The following is an 18,620-nucleotide window of genomic DNA, read 5'->3' on the forward strand; positions in this document are numbered from 1 at the left end:
CAGCATTATTATAACTTCTAGAATTTATATCAAGCAATTATTCGGTTAAAACAAGTCCTTAACCAACCTTCTTTGCCTTGGGATATACCTGCGCCATCCGCTCATCGTCAAAATGTTTGTCCACCCAGCTTTCAAAGCTGTTTTCCGCTTCTATGCCATTGCTTCTGGCATTATAACGCGCCAGTGCAGCGCTGGATACAATTCCGTCAGCAAGCATAAATATAATAAGGAGCCAGGTAATGATTTTTCCAATTTTCACCGGAATCTTCTCGATCAGCCTGGAAACAGGCGGATAGAATATTTTAAACCATGCCACTGCAGCAAATCCCCAGAAAAAACAGTACAGAAGATTGATTCTTCCACCAAGGTTAAACGGGATATCGCTGTAATCCCAGAATACGGTTCCAAACACGATTTCTGTGAAAACACTGCAGATATATTCATAGGCACCACCAAGAAATGTACCCATCCAGAAAAGGAACTGCTGGGAGCGGTTTCTGTATTTATAGAGAAGGGCTGTAACCGCTGCAATGGCAAGTCCCCACACAATACTGAAATCTCCCCATACCACACTGCTGCGGCTCATCCAATATCCGGCTGTGATCCTGCAGAAAATAGTCTCTGTAATATCTCCAAGAAATGCGCCGATAAAAAACAGCAGTACGATTTTATAAAAGCTGCAGCCGTAGGCAAAAATCTCCGGATGTGCCTCTTCGCTCTCCGTGTGCTGCTTCTGAGGATAGGCTTTGGTAATTCGACGATTTACAACATCATCAATTTTTGCCCCAAGCTTCTTTGTTACAGAGTCAATATCCCGGTCAGCAGCAATCCATCTTTCAGGATTCTTGCTGTGCCCAAAAAGGATAGTCAGTGTGGCAATAGCATCCACTGCCAGAACCCCCAGCAAAACCAGTATGATAATTCTGCTTATAAGACCTGGGAGCATGCCATACAAGGACATGCAAAGCCCATTTCCGATTTTGATCACAAATACACCAAGAATACCCCAGACACAGGAGGTCGGCACACTGACATAGCCGTCCAGATTCCACTTGATCTTGCGGTAATCCCACCATCTTTCGTGATACCACATCTCAATTAAATGACCAGCGATCCATTCAAGCAGGGAAGCTACAATGGCACAGCCAAGAAACAGCCAGATGCCCGTCAGTTCTCTTGTAAATGCAGTAATGAAGAATCCGCCGAATCCATAGATCAGACAGAATGGTCCATTAATAATACCTCTGTTTGCGAATTTCTTCTGTTTCAGGGAAGCAAGGACTGTCTCAAGCACCCATCCTGCAAAGGAATAGATGAGAAACAGCCATAGTAATTTCCAGATCATATGCATGTCTCCTCTTTTGTTTATTGAAATATAAAAACGTTCCGGGAAAACCCGATTAGAATATCATAGCACAATAGAGCGTGTTTGAAAAAGGTTTTCTGCAAGATGTATGTCACAATAAAGGCGCCGTAACGGGCTACGACAACTGAATTCGGGCAAAATATACCGCGGGGTGGGGCGTGCAGATTGTGGGAATAATTTTTCAAACACGCTCTGACCCCAAGAATAAAGCCTGTATTCCAGCTGCTGGTTCTCATATAATTTACATTCTATGCCAACAGTCTGAAAATACAGGCTTTTCATTTTTATTTTATGCCTCCCGGATAACCCCTCTCGGACAGGCCTCCTTACATGCTCCGCATCCTGTACACTTCTCATAATCAATATGTGCACAGAAATCTTCCACGGTAATTGCACCGTTTGGACATGTTTTTTCGCACTTCTTACAGCCGATACATCCAATCTCACAGGCATCCATCACCTGTTTGCCCTTATCATGGGAGCTGCAGTCCACAGCCACTTTCTGGTCGTACGGAATCAGCTCGATCAGATGTCTCGGACATTTGGCAACACATTTTCCACAGGCTTTACAAGCTTCTTTATCTACTACTGCAATGCCATCTACAATATGAATGGCATCAAATGGACAGACCTTCACGCAGCTTCCAAAGCCACAACAGCCATATGTACAGGACTTTGCACCGCCATTTGGCACGAAAGGAAGCATCTCGCAGTCTTCCACGCCAGTGTAAACATACTCTTCTTTCGCTTTTTCACAGGTTCCGGAGCATTTTACATGAGCTACCTGACGGGCAGTCTCAACTGCCGCCTGTCCCATAATACCGGCAATTATTTTCCCAACAGGCTCTCCGCCTACCGGGCAACGGTTTACAGGCGCTTCACCTTTGGCAATTGCTGCTGCCAGACCATCACAGCCCGGATATCCACAGCCGCCACAGTTATTTCCAGGAAGAGCTTCTCTTATGGCAACTTCCTTCTCATCAATTTCAACAGCAAATTTTTTTCCGGCTGCTCCAAGAAAAACACCGATGAAGAGGCCTACTGCTGCAACCAGAATTGTTGCTGCTATAATCGCACTAATATTCATCCCGACGCCTCCTTAAATTAATCCTGAAAATCCGAAAAATGCAATCGCCATCAGTCCAGCTGTCAAAAGAACGGTTGGAAATCCCTGGAATGATTCCGGAATATCGTTGTAGGCAATTTTCTCACGGATTCCTGCCATCAGCACAATAGAAATGGAGAAACCAAATGCTGTTGCGAAACCGTTTACAGTGCCTTCCAGAATATTGTAATCCTTCTGCACGTTTGTAAGAGCCACACCAAGAACTGCACAGTTTGTGGTGATCAGAGGCAGATACACGCCAAGTGCTTTATAAAGAGAAGGCATACTTTTCTTCAGGAACATTTCTACGAACTGCACCAGTGCTGCAATGATCAGAATGAACACGATGGTCTGAAGGTAAGTCAGATCAAGCGGCTGAAGGATCAGCTTGTAGATCACACTCGTTACAAAGGAGGACAATGTGATTACGAAAATAACCGCGCCACCCATACCAGCTGCAGTATCTGTAGTCTTGGAGACTCCAAGGAAAGGGCAAAGTCCCATAAACTGGCTCAAGACTACGTTATTTACCAGCGCAGAGCTTACAATGATCAGTAATAATTCTTTCATCTTCTCTTACCCCCTTTTTCCCGAACACATGGAATTTCCGCAGGAAGCACAGCCACCCTTGCAATCCGGATTGCTTGGATCGATGCCCCGTTTTGCAGCACCAATCTTGAATTTGTTCTGAAGCGCAGATAAAAATGCAAGGACAAAAAATGCGCCAGGTGCAAGAATAAAGATGGTTACCGGCTCATAGCCCATTTTTCCTGCTGCAGCGTCTGCAAGAGGAAGGATCTGTTTGCCGAAAATACTGCCGGCACCGATCAGCTCACGTACTGCTCCGATGCAGGTGATGCTTAAAGTAAATCCAAGTCCCATTCCAATACCATCAAAAAGTGAGGGAATTGGTTTGTTCTTGGATGCATAAGCCTCTGCTCTTCCCAGGATGATACAGTTTACAACGATCAGCGGAATGTAAATTCCAAGGGAAGAATACAAAAACGGGATAAAGCCCTGGAGAAGCATCTGCACAATTGTTACAAAGGATGCTACAACAACAATGTAAGCAGGCATACGCACACTGTCCGGAATAAAATTACGGAGCAGGGAGATCATCAGGTTGGATGCTGCCAGAATCACCGTTGTGGTAAGTCCCATTCCGATACCATTGATTGCAGATGTGGTGATGGCCAGTGTTGGACACATACCAAGCATCAGCACAAAAGTAGGATTTTCTTTGATAATACCATTTATCAGTCGCTCAGATGGTGTATTCTTTTTCATTTCTGGCTGCCCCCTTTCTCATAACGGAATGCGGCAAGTCCTGCATTGACGCCATTTGTCATGGCATTTGTGGTAATTGTCGCACCACTTAAAGCATCGATCTCATCATCAGAGGTGGCACCAGTTTTTGTATAGGTAAATTTCTCTACGTTCTTATCCTTGAACTGATTTTTAAAATCATCTGTAGTTGCACGCATACCAAGACCAGCGGTCTCACTGATGGATAAAATGGAAATTCCGTTCAGAGTTCCATCATCCTGAACGCCCATGGCAAACTGAATGTCCCCGCCATAGCCTTCTGAGGTTGTTACGGTAAAGGCATAGCCAAGTTCATTTCCCTGGTCATCCTTTGCCAGCATGACTTCATCAATATTCTGAGCTTTGAAACCGTTTTCATCCAGATAGCTTTCCAGATCCGTATCCTCACCGCTTGTAACTGTCTCGAAGCTGGCTGCATCAGCAAATACTGCCTTATATGCCTCTTCTTTCTCTTTCGCCTGCTGGCTTGCAATCGGACCTGCTGTAATATCGTTTACAAGACCAAGAAGCAGCCCGGAAACCAGTGTGATCACGGTCAGCGCAAGAGTATCTTTTACGATCTTATTTTTCATTTCTTCGCGCCTCCTTTTCCAAAAGCAACCGGACGGGTGAAACGCTCAATCTGAGGTACCAGCAGGTTGCAGAAAATAATCGCATAGGAAACGCCCTCTGCGGAAGCTCCGAAAATACGGAAAATTCCGGTAAGAACACCAAGACAGACGCCATATACATACTGCCCCTTTGGTGTAATGGGGCTTGTAACGTAGTCCGTCGCCATAAACCATGCACCAAGCATAAGACCACCACCACAGAGATGGGTGAGCAGATAATTTACATCAAAGCCTTTGCCGGAAGCGAGCATGTAGATGATCACAAATACTGCAAAGCTGCCGATATAGGTCAGCGGAATTCTGGCGCTGATCACTTTGTAGCAAAGCAGGATTGCTGCACCGATCAGGATGGCAATTACAGAAGTCTCTCCGATGGTTCCCTGGATATTACCAAAAATCAGATTCTTAACCGGAACGGAGGAGCCTGCCACAAAGCCATGGTCACGAAGAGCGGCCAGAGGAGTGGCGCCTGTCACACCGTCAACTGCACCTTTAAAGCTGTCTGATACAGAAAAATCTGTCATCTTGCCGGCAAAGGAAATCATAAGGAAACAGCGGGCTGCCAGGGCCGGATTTATAAAGTTCTGTCCAAGACCGCCAAAAAGCTGTTTTACCACAATAATTGCAAAAATACTGCCGAGCACCGGGATCCAGAGCGGAATTCCTGCCGGCATATTCAGGCCGATAAGAAGTCCGGTTACCACTGCACTGAAATCCTTCACAGTGTTCTTTTTGTGCATAAAATGATCATATAACCACTCTGCAAGCGCTGCTGAACCGGTGGATACCACCAGAACGGCAAGAGCCTTTAATCCATGATTATAAATTCCCATAAGGGCAGCAGGCAAAAGCGCTATGACAACCAACTGCATGATTTTTGCAGTGGTCATCCTTGCCCGGACATGGGGATTAGATGATACATTAAACATTTGTTCCATTCGTTTCTTCCCCCTTATTATTTCTTCTTCCTGCTTGCCAGAACCATTTTACGCATGGACTTAATGCTCTGGGTCAGCGGACGTTTGGCCGGACAGATGTAACTGCAGCAGCCGCATTCACAGCATTCCATTCCATCAAACTTCTGGAAGCTCTCCATATCGCCGCGCTGTGCAAAAGTCGCAAGTCTTGCCGGAATAACATGTCCGGGACAGACACTTACACAGCGTCCGCAGTTAATGCAGGCTGTCTCTTCCTCTTTCGCATCTGATACCGGGTCACTCTGCATACACAGAAGGGAAGAAGAGGTCTTCACACATGGTACATGAAGATCATACATGGCAAATCCCATCATAGGACCGCCGGAAATCACCTTACCGGCATGCTCCTTCAGGCCACCGGCTGCGTCGATCAGTTCGGCCATATCCGTTCCTGTACAGACTTCAAAATGTGCCGGACGGTTGATGCCCTTACCAGTTACTGTGAAAATCCGCTTCATGATCGGTCTTCCAAGTGCCACTGCGTCATAAATACTGCATATTGTTTCAACATTATCTACAATACATCCGGCATCTGCTGGAAGCATGGATGAGTTGATTTCTCTTCCTGTCACTGCATAGATCAGGGTACGCTCACCACCCTGGGGATATTTGGTCATCAGTTCTTTTACTTCGATATTCGGGACTCCGGCAGCCAGTTCTTTCATTCTGGCAATACAATCCGGCTTATTGTCCTCAATGCAGATACAACCCTTTGCATTTGGAAAAAGTCCGACTACGATTTTCAGTCCTTCCACAACCTTCTCCGGCTGATCCATCATGCGCCTGTAATCACTTGTAAGATAGGGCTCACATTCTGCACCGTTCACCAATATGTATTCAATCTTGTCAGGCTCCTTGGGGGAAAGCTTCACATGTGTGGGGAAGCCTGCACCACCAAGACCTACTACACCGCCATCGCGAATCCTTCCGATAATCTCCTCACGGGTAAGCGAAGCCGGATCTGCCGGGTGGAATTCCACCTCTTCATACAGTCCGTCATTCTCCACTATAATGGAATCTACCATACTTCCGGTAGCTGTCAGACGTTTCTCGATGCCTTTCACCGTACCGGATACAGAAGCATGAACAGGGGCAGATACAAATCCGCCTGCTTCTGCGATCATCTGGCCTGCAAGCACGTGGTCCCCCTTTGCAACCACAGGCTTCGCCGGAGCACCAATGTGCTGGGACAATGGATACGCCAGATCTGCCTTAGGGAGATATTTCTCCACCGGGCAGTCCTTTGACATTTCTTTCCCCTCGAAGGGGTGTACGCCTCCTTTAAAAGTTAATCGCACTAATATTCACCGCCTTTATATTATTGATCACTGACTCTTTTGTCTGCAGCAACCTGATTTATTGTCTGTTTGATTTATATTATTAATATCACTTTTGTCTGAGTATTTATTCAGCGTCTTTATTTTTCCTGCCAAATCCATATTTCTTATGGAGCTTATATCCACGGTTCAGATTTGGATATGCCTTTACAAAACGCTGCATGTTGTGGCTGACCTTTCCAGCCATAGCCTCTTTACGCTTCTGAAGCTCTTCAGAGATATCTGACATCATAGCAGTTCTCTTCTCTTCCAGTTCCTTGATCAGTGCAACATCATCAAGGCGTCCCAGCTTATTCTCTAACTGTTTCTTGATTCTATCTCTGGAAAGTCCGCTGCTCTCCTCCAGATTCTCCATCTTCTCACGCGCCTGTACAAGCAGTTCTGCACGCATCTGATCCAGTGCCTGCTCCCATGCAGGAATACGCTCGTGCAAATGGAAAGCGGCAGCTGCAGAAAAAGCAAAATCCACAATGTAAACGACTGTAATTACACAGACAGCCACCTCTCCAGTTCTTCTGGTATACAATTCTGTAAATTCCTGAACTACCGGATGAAGCACTCTGAAAAGCCCAACGGTAAACACCCCCCATCCAAGGGAACAGCCCAGACAGATACGTCCCTGGAAATTAAACTTGTTATCACTGTAATCCCACCAGGATGTGTGGAAAATATTCTCCATCAACACTGCTGTCACATATTCCAGTGCAGTGGCGACTACAACTCCACCCACAAATAAAAGAAGCAGATTATCACTGATGGGAAGAAGAATCAAGTATACAGCAAGAGCTCCACAGCCATATATGGTACACAGGGGACCATTTATAAATCCTCTGTTTATCAATTTGCCCTTTCGCACAGACACGTAGCAGGTTTCCCAAAGCCAGCCAAGAAAACTGTATATGTAAAACCAATTGGCAATGTGATAGAAATCCACTCCATTAATTGCTAAATCCCACATAGGTTTCTCCTTTTCTTTATATATTCTGACTATTCTATACATTCTACTATACCGCATTTTATGAAAAAATTCACTACCTAAAAATAAAAAAATTGTGTATAATTAAATACAATCCATGAAAGGAGTATAAACATGCTGATTGTTAAAAAAATGCCGATTTTGCAAGGTTTTCCGGACTTTGAGACTGTTAAAAATTTATCTGGAAATGCTGCTGAGGATGTCAATTTTTCACCATTATTTTATGATATTGAAACCACTGGATTGGGACGAAATTCATCTTTTTTATATTTAATTGGTGCAGTTTGCTATGAATCTGGTTCCTGGCAGCTATATCAGTGGCTTGCACCCGATTTCCGGGAAGAAAAAGCATTATTGGAGTTTTTTTCAGAATTTATAAAAAATTTCAGCTGTACCATCCAATACAATGGAGATTCTTTTGACCAGCCTTACCTTCAGGCTCGTTATAAATTCTATGAGCTACCAGATCCTTTTGAGGGGATTTCTTCTTTTGACCTGTATAAAGTGCTTCGCCCTCTGAAGGGATTTTTAAAGCTCCCAGGGTTAAAGCAGGAACAGATGGAAGCCTTTCTAGGAGAACAGAAGCGCATTTACTGTAATGGCGGGGAATGCATTAAAATCTATAAAAAATATATGGCACACCAGGAGCAGACAGACCTGGATACGGTTATGGGACACAATATGGAAGATCTTCTCGGACTTGGAGATGTGTTTAAGATGATGGGGTATCTTGCGCTCAGGGATGGTGCATTTACTGTTCGCGGAACTGATTTTGACGGGGACAATCTGATTTTGCAGATAAACCCCCATTACAGCCTGCCCGCTTCCTTTTCTAACGGCACAGAAGAATTCTATATTACAGGTCAGGACAACCTGGTAAGCCTCCTTGTAAAGCCTTTAAATGGCCGTATCCGCCAATATTACAGTGATTACAAAAGTTATGATTATCTGCCCGGAGAGGACATGGCAGTCCCTAAATCTATTAGCAAATTTATGGAAAAAGGACTGAAAAAATCTGCTACAAGAGAGACCTGTTATACCTGGTTTCCATGCACAGAGGAATTTCTGGAAAATGAAGAAAAGCAAAAGCAATATTTAATACATACCCTGGAATATTTATTTTGGAAATTAAAATAAACTTTCAACCTATATTTCAAAATTCCCAAAACCTTTTTCAAACATACTCTAACTTCCAAAGCATATAAAATCTCACGTAAAAAAGACATCATCCCCAGAGCGTATCTGAAAAATCATTCCCACAATCTGAACACCCCACTTGCGGGAGATTCACCCGAATTCGGTTGTCGTAGCTCGCTACGGCGCCTTCATCCGGACAAAATCTCCCGCAAATTGTGACGCACATCTTGCAGAAAGCCTTTTCCAGACACGCTCTAACAGACAATGTCTTTTTATCAACATCATATTCATGATATCAAAACTAACCGCCATTCACAAATCCTGTGAATGGCGGTTAGTTACATGGGACAAGAGAAATGCACAACACTTCCCTCTTGGTTAAATTATTCCTCTACAGACTCTTCCTCAGCCGGAGCCTCAAGAGCTTTCATGCTAAGGCTGATCTTCTTGTCTTCGCCATTGAAATCAACAACTTTAGCCTGGATTTCCTGTCCGATTGTAAGCACATCAGATGGTTTTGCAACGTGCTCTCTGGAAATCTGAGATACATGAAGAAGTGCATCTACGCCAGGTGCAAGCTCAACAAATGCACCGAAGTCTGTCATACGTGCAACTTTACCAGTTACTACGTTTCCAACAGCGAAATCCTCAGCAGCTGTAAGCCATGGATTCTCCTCTGGGAATTTCATTGTAAGAGCAATCTTCTCGCCCTTGATATCTTTGATCATAACCTTTACAGTCTCACCAACTGTGAATACTTTCTTCGGGTTCTCTACTCTGCCCCAGGACATCTCAGAGATGTGAAGCAGTCCGTCAGCGCCGCCCAGATCGATGAATGCACCAAAATCTGTAACGTTCTTAACAACACCCTCTACTGTATCGCCAACATGGATACGCTCCATAAGCTCCTGCTGTTTCTTAGCTTTCTCAGCAACAAGAAGCTGTTTGCGGTTACCAATGATGCGACGTCTTCTTGGATTGAACTCTGTGATAACGAACTCAATCTCCTGATCAGCATATTTGCTGAGATCTTTCTCATATGTGTCGGAAACAAGGCTTGCAGGAATGAATACACGTGTCTCCTCAACGTTAACACACAATCCACCGTCAAGTACCTGAGTTACAGGAGCTTTTAATACTTCCTGATTCTCGAATGCTTCCTCAAGGCGTTTATTGCCTTTCTCTGCAGCAAGTCTCTTGTAGGTTAAGATAACCTGGCCTTCGCCATCGTTTACCTTAAGCACTTTGGCTTCCATGGAGTCACCTACATGTACAGCGTCTGTGAGTACTACGGAAGGATCATTGCTATATTCACTCTTGGTGATAATACCATCAGCTTTATAGCCAATATTCAGGATAATTTCATCTTCTTTCACATCGATGACCTTTCCCTGTACGATTTCTCCATTTCTGATTGTTTTTACGGAATCTTCCAGCATCTGTTCAAAACTTAATTCTGACATGTTCTTGAACCTCCTCAATAATTTTCTTTGGGGTTGAAGCCCCTGCTGTAATACCTACATAACTACTGCATTGGAACATATCTGAATCCAAGTCTACAGGTGTTTGTATATAGTAAGTATTTTCACATTCCTTTTTACATATTTCAAACAGCTTTTGAGTATTGGAACTATGTCGGCCTCCTACGACTAACATAGTGTCTACCTCTCCGGCTATGCTCTTTGCTTCTCTCTGCCGTTCTTCGGTAGCATTACAAATAGTGTTTAAAATATTAAGAATATTTAAAACAGTATTATCATACCTCTTTTTTGAAAGAATTTCAACTAAATCTTTAAATTTATTATAATTAAATGTTGTCTGAGACACAATACATATGCTTTTGTCAGCCGGAAACACAAAATCCAGTGCATCCTGCTCAGTCCGAATTACCGTGTAAGGTCCCATGCACCAGCCGCAGATTCCTACCACTTCCGGATGATCCGGGTCTCCTATGATCACAATATGGGCGCCTGCCCTGCTCTCTTTCTCTACGATCCGGTGAATTTTCAGAACAAAGGGACAGGTTACATCCACATAGGAAAGTCCGTATTCTTCCAGATGGTCATAAACCTCTTTTCCCACACCATGTGAACGGATCACAACCGTGCTGCCCTCAGGAAGTGTTCTCAGATCATCCTCAGATGCCACTCTGACCCCCTTCTTTTCCAGATCATTCACTACTTCTTCATTATGAATAATTGGACCCAGGGTAAAAAGCCTGTCAGGACAACTGCCGATTAGCTCGTAAACCTTGTCTACAGCACGCTGTACGCCAAAACAAAAGCCTGCTGTTTTCGCAACCTTCACTTCCATGGTTATTCCACCTTATCTTTGTAGATTCCGAGAATTGCAGCTACAACTTCGTCAATATTCATGAAAGAAGAATCTACAAGCACGGCATCTTCAGCCTGCCGGAGCGGGGAAATCTCTCTTGTCATATCCTGATGATCCCGGTTTTCAATGTCTTTCTTGATTTCTTCAAGATCAGCACCCTCGCCCTTGGCAAGATATTCATCATAACGCCTCTTAGCTCTGGTCTCCACGCTGGCAGTAAGATAAATCTTCACCTGTGCGTCCGGAAGAATTACAGTTCCAATATCCCTGCCATCCATTACAACATCATTCTTTGCTGCCAGATTTCTCTGAAGATTGAGAAGATGTGCCCTTACCGCCGGGTTTGCAGATGTTTTGGATGCCATGTTTCCAACCTCTTCCGTACGGATATACTGATTTACATTCTCACCGTTAAGAATTACAACCTGCTCTCCATTTTCATATCGAATGGAAACCTCAGCGCTCTGACAGTTATCTGCAACTGCTTCCGCATCTGTTCCGTCAATTTCATTTCTCAGCAGATAAAGTGCTACGGCGCGGTACATAGCGCCTGTATCTACATAGATAAAAGACAGCTCCTTTGCCACTCTCTTTGCAATTGTGCTTTTGCCTGCTCCTGCCGGCCCGTCAATGGCAATGTTACATCCCATTTTCTCTGTTACCTCCTCTTAAATCGCAGTTTTTTCACTTCTTACATTTATAACAGATTTTCATCCATTTTTCAATGCCATGGCTGCCAGATACGCAGTTGACCAGGCAATCTGAAGATTATAGCCACCGGTTACCGCATCCAGGTCAAGCACTTCTCCAATAAAATAGAGATTTTTTACCTTTCGGGATTCCATAGTTCCCGGCTGAATGTCCTTCACAGAAACACCGCCTCTTGTAATAACTGCTTCTTTATATTCTCCCATTCCATTGATGGTAAATGGGAAAGCTTTCACCAGTTCTTCAAAGTGAATTCTTTCTTCCCTGGAAATATCGTGTATCTTTTTTTCCGGAGAAATACCACCCAGTTCCAGCATGACAGGTGTAAGGGATGATGGAAAAAGTACGCCGATCACATTCTTAAACTGTTTATTCTGTCCTGCCTCAAATTCCCGCAGAATCCTGGCATCCAGCTGTTCCATGGTAAGGGCAGGCTTCAGATCCAGATAAGCATTCAATTCTCCGGATTTCTGCAGTTGTTTGCCAATATGTGCGCTTGCAGATAAAATCATGGGGCCTGTCACGCCAAAGTGGGTGAACATCATCTCACCAAAATCCCGGAAGAGCACCTTTTTGCCTGACTTAATCGTAAGTTCGGTGTTTTTTAAGGAAAGTCCCTGAAGTCTTGGGATATAATCCTCTTTTGTCTTAAGAGGAACCAGTGACGGAGAAAGCTCCTTTACTTTATGGCCGGTTTCCTCTGCAAAGCGATAGCCATCACCTGTAGAGCCTGTTGACTGATAGGAAAGCCCTCCAGTGGCAACCAGAACATGATCGCCCTCCATAAAACTTCCATCTGCCAGTTCTACACCTGTTACCCGGCTGTGATGTGCCTTTTTCTCATCCACGTCCGGTTCCTCATAGGGACTGACCTTCACCGTTTTCACCTCTGTGCGAAGATGGATATGGGCACCAGCTTTCTTAAGTTCCCGTTCCAGACCGCGGATAATATCTGAAGAATGGTCAGACACAGGGAAAACCCGGTTGCCTCTCTCTGTCTTCAGTGGAACTCCCGCTTCTTCAAAGAATTCCATTACATCCTGGGGCGTGAAAGAATAGAAAGCACTGTACAGGAATTTCGGGTTAGACATAACTGCCCGGAACAGTTCTTCCGTGTCACAGTTATTTGTAACATTGCATCTGCCTTTTCCTGTAATATACACTTTCTTTCCAAGTTTCTCGTTTTTCTCCAGGATGTGGACCTCATGTCCTGCCCTTGCCAGATAAACACCGGCCATCATTCCGGCAGCACCGCCGCCTATGATCAGTATTTTACTCATTTACATACCTTTCATAAAACAGATTTGCAACTATTCAGTAACTACCGAAAGTTACACAAATTTTACTTATATTTTTCAAAAAGACACGTGCAAAAGGCTTCTCTGCACGTGTCTTTCATTATTTTTGTCAGCAAAGTGTCTATAGGCCAGACACTGACAAATTATTCCTCACTGATTAAACCGGATATGCTCCGTTTTTGGTATCAGCAACCGTCTCATCCACCTTTTTCTCCTGAGCCTGACGATACTTGAAGAAGTCAGTAGCAACCTGTGGGAACAGTGCATAGGACAGAACGTCCTCATCCTGCTCTTTATACTGTGCCATCTCGCCTTCAAGTTTGCCCAGCTCATTCTCAAGAAGATCTGCCGGACGGCATGTGATCGGCTGTGTGTCACCGATACATTTCTTCTGAACTTCTGGATTGAATGGTTTTGCTGTAGCACCATATTTTCCGCTGAGAACATCTTTTGTCTCTTTGGTAACCATCTTGTATCTCTCGCCCATGAGAACGTTAAATACAGCCTGTGTACCAACGATCTGGGAAGATGGAGTAACAAGCGGCGGCTCACCAAGGTCTTTACGTACACGCGGAACTTCCTCAAGAACATCATAGAACTTGTCTTCTGCATGCTGCTCTTTCAGCTGGGAAGTAAGGTTGGATAACATACCACCTGGTACCTGATACAGAAGAGTCTTGATGTTTACGCCAAGGTTCTTCGGATTCAGAAGGCCGCTCTCAAGAGCCTCGTCACGCATTGGACGGAAGTAGTCTGCGATCTCAGCAAGAAGCTGCTGATCAAATCCGGTATCATATGGAGTGCCTTTGAAGGTCTCAACCATAACCTCAGTTGCAGGCTGGGAAGTACCCAGTGCAAATGGAGACATTGCAGTATCGATGATATCAACACCAGCTTCAACAGCTTTTAAGTAAGTCATGGAAGCTACACCAGAGGTGTAATGTGTATGAAGATCGATCGGGATCTTAACAGTCTCTTTCAGGGCTGTAACAAGCTCAGTTGCCTTATATGGAAGAAGAAGGCCGGCCATATCTTTGATACAGATAGAGTCTGCACCCATTTCCTCAATACGTTTTGCAATGCTTGTCCAGTACTCAAGAGTATACGCATCACCAAGTGTATAGGAAAGAGCAACCTGTGCATGGCCATGCTCTTTGTTTGCAGCATGTACAGCAGTCTGAAGGTTACGAAGGTCATTCATACAGTCGAAAATACGGATGATATCGATACCATTTGCCAGAGATTTCTGAACAAAATACTCTACTACATCATCAGCGTATGGACGATATCCAAGAATGTTCTGGCCACGGAAAAGCATCTGCAGCTTTGTGTTCTTGAATCCTGCACGTAATTTACGAAGTCTTTCCCACGGATCCTCATGAAGGAAACGAAGGCTTGCATCGAAAGTAGCACCGCCCCAGCACTCAACTGCATGGTAGCCTACTTTATCAAGTTTATCAACGATTGGAAGCATCTGCTCTGTTGTCATACGGGTTGCAATCAGGGACTGATGTGCATCACGCAGAATGGTTTCCACAATTTTAACAGGTTTTTTTTCAATTTCTGCCATAATTGTTCTCCTTATTTATTTAGTTCATCCGGACTTCCCGGTTTCACTATAGAAAGCCGGGAAAAATCCGAATTTCTGGTATCATTATTAGATTCCGTAAATAGCCATAAATGCTCCGGCAGCAACGGCTGTACCGATAACACCGGCAACGTTTGGTCCCATTGCATGCATCAGAAGGAAGTTGGTAGGATCTGCCTCAGCACCAACCTTCTGGGAAACACGGGCTGCCATAGGTACCGCAGATACACCGGCGGAACCAATAAGCGGATTGATCTTGCCGCCTGTAAGCTTGCACATAACCTTTCCGAGCATAACACCGCCGAAAGTACCACATGCAAATGCCACAAGACCTAATACAACGATCTTCAAAGTATCCACATTCAGGAATGCCTCTGCACTTGTGGAAGCACCAACAGATGTACCAAGAAGGATAACTACGATGTACATAAGTGCATTGGAAGCTGTCTCTGTAAGCTGTTTTACAACGCCGCACTCTCTGAACAGGTTACCAAGCATAAGCATACCAACCAGAGGAGCTGTTGTCGGAAGAATCATGCAGACAACGATTGTGATTACGATTGGGAAGAGGATCTTCTCAAGCTTGGATACAGGGCGAAGCTGCTCCATCTTGATTTTACGCTCTTTCTCAGTAGTAAACAGTTTCATGATCGGAGGCTGGATGATCGGAACCAGTGACATATAAGAATATGCCGCCACGGCGATCGGTCCCATAAGAGCAGTCTGACCAAGCTTACCTGCAAGGAAAATGGAGGTCGGACCATCTGCACCACCGATGATGGAGATTGCTGCTGCTGCTTTTCCGTTGAATCCAAGGAAGATTGCAAGGAAGTAAGCCATATAGATACCGAGCTGTGCTGCAGCACCCATCAGGAAGCTCTTCGGGTTCGCGATCAGCGGACCAAAGTCTGTCATGGCACCTACACCCATAAAGATAAGGGAAGGAAGAATACTCCACTCATCAAGGATGTAGAAGTAATGAAGAAGACCACCAACACCGTTGGACATGTCTTCCGGATTTGCCATAATGTCCGGATAAATATTAACAAGGAGCATACCAAATGCAATGGGAACAAGCAGCAGAGGCTCAAATCCCTTTGCAATGGCAAGATATAAGAATACACAAGCAACCACGATCATCAGGTAGTTACCCCATGTCAGATTAAAAAATGCGGTCTGATGGATCAGGTTGGACAAAGTGTCTGCTACGTAAGACATCCTATTACCTCCCGACTTAGTTCATTGTTGCCAGGGTATCTCCATTTTCTACAGAGGCACCTTCTGCAACGTCAATGCTTGCAACGGTTCCGTCCTGAGGAGCTACAACCGGGATCTCCATCTTCATGGATTCCAGGATTACAATGTTGTCACCGGCTTTTACAGCCTGTCCAACGCTTGCTGCGATTTTCAGAACCTTTCCAGGTACGGAAGCTGCAACCTTAACTGCGCCTGCTCCGGCTGCTGCCTTAGGAGCTGCCTTCGGTGCCGGTGCTGCTTTCGGAGCTGCTGCTGGAGCTGCAGCTGCTGGTGCGGAAACGCTTCCTGTCTCTTCAACAGTTACTTCATATGCTGTTCCGTTAACGGTAATTGTATAACTTTTCATTTTAGGATCCTCCTGTATTTATCTCTTTTTACGATTGATTTTGCGGATGGAACGAACAACGAATCCATCTGTAGTGGTTCCCTCAGCTGCTGCAATTGCTGCTGCGATAACCGCGATCAGTTCTGTATCGTCTGCTTCTGCAGCTTCCACTGGTGCTGCCACCGGTGCAGGGGCAGGGGCTGCTGCAGCTTGAGCTTTTTTCTTTGCTTCCGGATTCGGGATGAATCTGAACAGATAGATCAGGAAGCTCAGGAAAATAAGAACGATGAATACGATTGCAATACCCATGATAGTATTCATAACAGCTCTTCTTAAGGTCTCAGCCATGGAGTACTGTACATCAACAGTAAGGGATGTAGGTGCTCCTGTAGAAGCATCGAAAATATAAACGAAATTTGCATCTGCTTTCTCAAAGGAGACCGGTACAGTAACGGTATATCCGTCGTCAGAAGCCTTCACCTCTGTCTCTCCGGTTCTCTCCTTTAAAGCCCCAACTTCATCCTTGGAGCCTGCCCATGCAGTCATTGCTCCAACAGTAAACTCATCAGATGACTTGGTATAATTCTCAATATCTTCATCACTGAGAGCAATGATGGTATCGGTAAGTCCCTCAGCGGTAGTGACCAGGGTCTGCTTTACCGTGTCATCTACCTCATCAGCTGCCCATACGGAGGATACTCCGGTAAGAGTGAGAACTGCCATCATGAGAAGTACTGTGCAAAGGGAGGATACTTTCTTAAAAATCTGTTTCATATGCTCCACCTCGCTTAGACCGTGCCGTGTTTCTTGGACGGACGTTCTTCCCTTTTTGTGAACAGCATTTCAAATGCACCGATCACATATTTTCTTGTATCAGCCGGGCTGATAATGGTGTCAACATATCCTCTTGCTGCTGCAGAGGAAACAGAGTTCTGAAGTTCTCTGTACTCAGCTGCTTTCTCAGTAAGAGCTGCTGCGTCATCGCCTGCATACATGATCTTGGCTGCAAGGTCTGCATCCATCATACCGATCTCTGCGTTCTCCCATGCGTATACCATGTCTGCACCGATTGCTTTGCTGTTCATAGCTGTGTAAGCGGTTCCAAATGCTTTGCCGATCACAACGTTAACCTTCGGAACAGTAGCGTCTGCAAATGCATGAACCAGTGCTCCGACAGATTTCGCCATCATCTTCTCGCCACATACAGTAGCCTTGAAGCCGTTTACATTTGTAAGAGTAAGTACCGGGATCTCGAAAGCGTCACAGAATTTTACGAACTCTGCTGCTTTTCTTGCACCGCGTGCACTAAGGGTACCATCAGACTCCCATACCTTTTTGCCTTCTGCATCATAGCTCTCGCTTCTGTTTGCAACAGCACCAACGGTAGCGCCGTTCAGTCTGATAAATCCAACAGCAACGCTCTTGCCGTAGTCAGCTTTTACCTCGAAGAACTGACCGTTATCAGCGATTCTGGAAAGTGCAATGGCTGTGTCACCTGTGCAGTTCTCAATATCCTCGCATACACGGTTCAGGTCGTCTGTGCACTCCATGTAAGAATCAGTGTCTTCGCAGTTAGATGGCAGATATGTTACGAGTTCACGGATTTTTCCAAGGATCTCGTCCTCAGTGCCGATTCCGTCTACAAGACCTGTCTCTTCGCTCTGGAATCTGGCTGAGGATGTGTCACATTTGGAAACGTGGTTGCCTTCAAGGGCGTTCGGGGTGTTTACAAACAGTTTGCCTTTCTTCTCTTCAACAAATGTGAAGTCTGTCAGTGCCGGTACAAGTGCCATACCACCACCGCAGGTACCGAAGATACCTGTGATCTGTGGGATCAGTCCGGATGCCAGAGTCTGTTTCATATAAATTTCACCGAATGCTTCCAGTGCGTCAGTTGCCTCCTGAAGACGGAGACCTGCACAATCGATCAGGCCGATCACCGGAGCACCGGTCTTCATAGCCATATCATAAAGTCTGGTAATCTTCTTGGCATGCATTTCACCAACGGTTCCGTTCAGTACGGAAACATCCTGGCTGTACACATACACCAGATTTCCATCGATTACACCATATCCGGTAATAACACCGTCTGAAGGTGCTTTTTTCTCAGTCATGTTGAAATCTGTATTTCTGGCTGTTACACTTTGGCCGATCTCAACAAAACTGTTCGCGTCAAGCAAAGAAGTGATTCTTGTGCCCGCTAAACTTTGTGTTGCGTTACTCATTCTTTCTTGCCCTCCATTTTATAATAATTTAAAAGTATAACCAAAAATTC

Annotated in this window: 21 protein-coding genes and 1 pseudogene; 3 read left to right on the top strand and 19 right to left on the bottom strand. The window is 44.9% G+C overall.

Annotated elements, in window-relative coordinates; all coding sequences use genetic code 11:
- Positions 1-58: 58 nt before the first annotated feature.
- Both LIZ66_RS04965 and LIZ66_RS19035 read right to left on the bottom strand, forming a co-directional pair.
- Positions 59-1,345, bottom strand: coding sequence for a putative ABC transporter permease (locus LIZ66_RS04965; protein WP_173715978.1), 1,287 nt, complete (start codon positions 1,343-1,345; stop codon positions 59-61).
- Positions 1,346-1,365: 20 nt separating this feature from the next.
- Positions 1,366-1,602: a DUF6783 domain-containing protein gene (locus LIZ66_RS19035; RefSeq protein WP_306467702.1), complete on the bottom strand. Its 237-nt coding sequence runs from the start codon at positions 1,600-1,602 to the stop codon at positions 1,366-1,368.
- Here LIZ66_RS19035 and LIZ66_RS19040 point away from each other — a divergent pair.
- A complete protein-coding gene (locus tag LIZ66_RS19040; RefSeq protein WP_308768379.1) occupies positions 1,525-1,725 on the top strand; it encodes a hypothetical protein in 201 nt (66 codons plus the stop codon). The two genes, LIZ66_RS19035 and LIZ66_RS19040, sit on opposite strands and share 78 nt — an antisense overlap.
- Here LIZ66_RS19040 and LIZ66_RS04970 read toward each other — a convergent pair.
- From LIZ66_RS04970 to LIZ66_RS05000, 7 genes are all read right to left on the bottom strand, one after another.
- Entirely contained in the window at positions 1,656-2,453 is a 798-nt protein-coding gene (locus LIZ66_RS04970; RefSeq protein ID WP_173715977.1) for an RnfABCDGE type electron transport complex subunit B, read from the bottom strand. The two genes, LIZ66_RS19040 and LIZ66_RS04970, sit on opposite strands and share 70 nt — an antisense overlap.
- Before the next feature lie 12 nt (positions 2,454-2,465).
- The gene (gene rsxA, locus LIZ66_RS04975) at positions 2,466-3,041 is read right to left on the bottom strand and encodes an electron transport complex subunit RsxA (protein ID WP_173715976.1); all 576 of its coding nucleotides are present in this window, start codon (positions 3,039-3,041) and stop codon (positions 2,466-2,468) included.
- A 6-nt stretch (positions 3,042-3,047) separates the two neighbouring features.
- Positions 3,048-3,758 carry an electron transport complex subunit RsxE gene (gene rsxE / locus LIZ66_RS04980; RefSeq protein ID WP_118578047.1) on the bottom strand — a complete coding sequence of 237 codons (711 nt, stop codon included), beginning with the start codon at positions 3,756-3,758 and terminating at the stop codon, positions 3,048-3,050.
- On the bottom strand, positions 3,755-4,369 hold the full coding sequence (locus LIZ66_RS04985; RefSeq protein ID WP_118578046.1) for an RnfABCDGE type electron transport complex subunit G: 615 nt from the start codon (positions 4,367-4,369) through the stop codon (positions 3,755-3,757). The genes rsxE and LIZ66_RS04985 overlap by 4 nt, the downstream gene beginning before the upstream one ends.
- Positions 4,366-5,346: an RnfABCDGE type electron transport complex subunit D gene (locus tag LIZ66_RS04990; protein ID WP_195699212.1), complete on the bottom strand. Its 981-nt coding sequence runs from the start codon at positions 5,344-5,346 to the stop codon at positions 4,366-4,368. Before LIZ66_RS04990 ends, LIZ66_RS04985 begins: the two co-directional genes overlap by 4 nt.
- 17 nt (positions 5,347-5,363) lie before the next feature.
- Positions 5,364-6,683, bottom strand: coding sequence for an electron transport complex subunit RsxC (gene rsxC, locus LIZ66_RS04995; protein ID WP_226815006.1), 1,320 nt, complete (start codon positions 6,681-6,683; stop codon positions 5,364-5,366).
- Positions 6,684-6,789: 106 nt separating this feature from the next.
- Positions 6,790-7,680: a putative ABC transporter permease gene (locus LIZ66_RS05000; protein ID WP_173715973.1), complete on the bottom strand. Its 891-nt coding sequence runs from the start codon at positions 7,678-7,680 to the stop codon at positions 6,790-6,792.
- 132 nt (positions 7,681-7,812) lie between these two features.
- On the opposite strand from LIZ66_RS05000, the gene LIZ66_RS05005 reads away from it, so the two are divergent.
- Positions 7,813-8,835, top strand: coding sequence for a ribonuclease H-like domain-containing protein (locus LIZ66_RS05005; protein WP_227200514.1), 1,023 nt, complete (start codon positions 7,813-7,815; stop codon positions 8,833-8,835).
- Positions 8,836-8,907: 72 nt separating this feature from the next.
- Here LIZ66_RS05005 and LIZ66_RS19045 read toward each other — a convergent pair whose 3' ends face one another.
- Complete coding sequence (locus tag LIZ66_RS19045; protein ID WP_308768383.1) at positions 8,908-8,958, bottom strand: hypothetical protein; 51 nt, start codon at positions 8,956-8,958, stop codon at positions 8,908-8,910.
- Between the two features lie 82 nt (positions 8,959-9,040).
- Here LIZ66_RS19045 and LIZ66_RS19050 point away from each other — a divergent pair.
- Positions 9,041-9,217 (top strand): annotated as a pseudogene (locus LIZ66_RS19050) (DUF6783 domain-containing protein); the annotation flags it as partial.
- Between the two features lies 1 nt (position 9,218).
- Here LIZ66_RS19050 and rpsA read toward each other — a convergent pair.
- From rpsA to LIZ66_RS05050, 9 genes are all read right to left on the bottom strand, one after another.
- A complete protein-coding gene (gene rpsA, locus LIZ66_RS05010) occupies positions 9,219-10,298 on the bottom strand; it encodes a 30S ribosomal protein S1 (protein WP_118578042.1) in 1,080 nt (359 codons plus the stop codon).
- Positions 10,279-11,148, bottom strand: coding sequence for a 4-hydroxy-3-methylbut-2-enyl diphosphate reductase (ispH, locus tag LIZ66_RS05015; RefSeq protein ID WP_195391624.1), 870 nt, complete (start codon positions 11,146-11,148; stop codon positions 10,279-10,281). The genes rpsA and ispH overlap by 20 nt, the downstream gene beginning before the upstream one ends.
- Before the next feature lie 2 nt (positions 11,149-11,150).
- Positions 11,151-11,819 (bottom strand): (d)CMP kinase, encoded by a 669-nt coding sequence (gene cmk, locus LIZ66_RS05020; RefSeq protein ID WP_118578040.1) that lies wholly within the window; start codon positions 11,817-11,819, stop codon positions 11,151-11,153.
- 60 nt (positions 11,820-11,879) lie between these two features.
- Positions 11,880-13,157 (bottom strand): BaiN/RdsA family NAD(P)/FAD-dependent oxidoreductase, encoded by a 1,278-nt coding sequence (locus LIZ66_RS05025; RefSeq protein ID WP_173715970.1) that lies wholly within the window; start codon positions 13,155-13,157, stop codon positions 11,880-11,882.
- A 175-nt stretch (positions 13,158-13,332) separates the two neighbouring features.
- Positions 13,333-14,745, bottom strand: a complete 1,413-nt coding sequence (locus LIZ66_RS05030; protein ID WP_173715969.1) for an oxaloacetate decarboxylase subunit alpha — start codon at positions 14,743-14,745, stop codon at positions 13,333-13,335.
- Between the two features lie 87 nt (positions 14,746-14,832).
- Positions 14,833-15,981 (bottom strand): sodium ion-translocating decarboxylase subunit beta, encoded by a 1,149-nt coding sequence (locus LIZ66_RS05035; RefSeq protein ID WP_118578037.1) that lies wholly within the window; start codon positions 15,979-15,981, stop codon positions 14,833-14,835.
- 16 nt (positions 15,982-15,997) lie between these two features.
- Positions 15,998-16,366 (bottom strand): biotin/lipoyl-binding carrier protein, encoded by a 369-nt coding sequence (locus tag LIZ66_RS05040; protein WP_118578036.1) that lies wholly within the window; start codon positions 16,364-16,366, stop codon positions 15,998-16,000.
- Positions 16,367-16,384: 18 nt separating this feature from the next.
- Positions 16,385-17,119 carry an OadG family transporter subunit gene (locus LIZ66_RS05045; protein WP_195391623.1) on the bottom strand — a complete coding sequence of 245 codons (735 nt, stop codon included), beginning with the start codon at positions 17,117-17,119 and terminating at the stop codon, positions 16,385-16,387.
- Between the two features lie 14 nt (positions 17,120-17,133).
- Positions 17,134-18,570 carry an acyl-CoA carboxylase subunit beta gene (locus tag LIZ66_RS05050; protein ID WP_148461985.1) on the bottom strand — a complete coding sequence of 479 codons (1,437 nt, stop codon included), beginning with the start codon at positions 18,568-18,570 and terminating at the stop codon, positions 17,134-17,136.
- Positions 18,571-18,620 lie beyond the last annotated feature (50 nt).

The organism is Blautia faecis (assembly GCF_020554845.1).
In the GTDB taxonomy this organism is placed as follows: domain Bacteria; phylum Bacillota; class Clostridia; order Lachnospirales; family Lachnospiraceae; genus Blautia_A; species Blautia_A faecis.

Excerpts from the sequence above, each read along its gene's own strand:
- LIZ66_RS05005 (WP_227200514.1), top strand. The coding sequence starts at position 7,813 with ATGCTGATTGTTAAAAAAATGCCGATTTTGCAAGGTTTTCCGGACTTT.
- ispH (WP_195391624.1), bottom strand. The coding sequence starts at position 11,148 with ATGGAAGTGAAGGTTGCGAAAACAGCAGGCTTTTGTTTTGGCGTACAG.
- LIZ66_RS04985 (WP_118578046.1), bottom strand. The coding sequence starts at position 4,369 with ATGAAAAATAAGATCGTAAAAGATACTCTTGCGCTGACCGTGATCACA.
- cmk (WP_118578040.1), bottom strand. The coding sequence starts at position 11,819 with ATGGGATGTAACATTGCCATTGACGGGCCGGCAGGAGCAGGCAAAAGC.
- LIZ66_RS19035 (WP_306467702.1), bottom strand. The coding sequence starts at position 1,602 with ATGAGAACCAGCAGCTGGAATACAGGCTTTATTCTTGGGGTCAGAGCG.
- LIZ66_RS04990 (WP_195699212.1), bottom strand. The coding sequence starts at position 5,346 with ATGGAACAAATGTTTAATGTATCATCTAATCCCCATGTCCGGGCAAGG.
- LIZ66_RS05045 (WP_195391623.1), bottom strand. The coding sequence starts at position 17,119 with ATGAAACAGATTTTTAAGAAAGTATCCTCCCTTTGCACAGTACTTCTC.
- LIZ66_RS05050 (WP_148461985.1), bottom strand. The coding sequence starts at position 18,570 with ATGAGTAACGCAACACAAAGTTTAGCGGGCACAAGAATCACTTCTTTG.
- LIZ66_RS05040 (WP_118578036.1), bottom strand. The coding sequence starts at position 16,366 with ATGAAAAGTTATACAATTACCGTTAACGGAACAGCATATGAAGTAACT.
- LIZ66_RS04965 (WP_173715978.1), bottom strand. The coding sequence starts at position 1,345 with ATGATCTGGAAATTACTATGGCTGTTTCTCATCTATTCCTTTGCAGGA.
- LIZ66_RS05035 (WP_118578037.1), bottom strand. The coding sequence starts at position 15,981 with ATGTCTTACGTAGCAGACACTTTGTCCAACCTGATCCATCAGACCGCA.
- LIZ66_RS04970 (WP_173715977.1), bottom strand. The coding sequence starts at position 2,453 with ATGAATATTAGTGCGATTATAGCAGCAACAATTCTGGTTGCAGCAGTA.
- LIZ66_RS05030 (WP_173715969.1), bottom strand. The coding sequence starts at position 14,745 with ATGGCAGAAATTGAAAAAAAACCTGTTAAAATTGTGGAAACCATTCTG.
- rsxE (WP_118578047.1), bottom strand. The coding sequence starts at position 3,758 with ATGAAAAAGAATACACCATCTGAGCGACTGATAAATGGTATTATCAAA.
- rsxA (WP_173715976.1), bottom strand. The coding sequence starts at position 3,041 with ATGAAAGAATTATTACTGATCATTGTAAGCTCTGCGCTGGTAAATAAC.
- LIZ66_RS05000 (WP_173715973.1), bottom strand. The coding sequence starts at position 7,680 with ATGTGGGATTTAGCAATTAATGGAGTGGATTTCTATCACATTGCCAAT.
- rpsA (WP_118578042.1), bottom strand. The coding sequence starts at position 10,298 with ATGTCAGAATTAAGTTTTGAACAGATGCTGGAAGATTCCGTAAAAACA.
- LIZ66_RS05025 (WP_173715970.1), bottom strand. The coding sequence starts at position 13,157 with ATGAGTAAAATACTGATCATAGGCGGCGGTGCTGCCGGAATGATGGCC.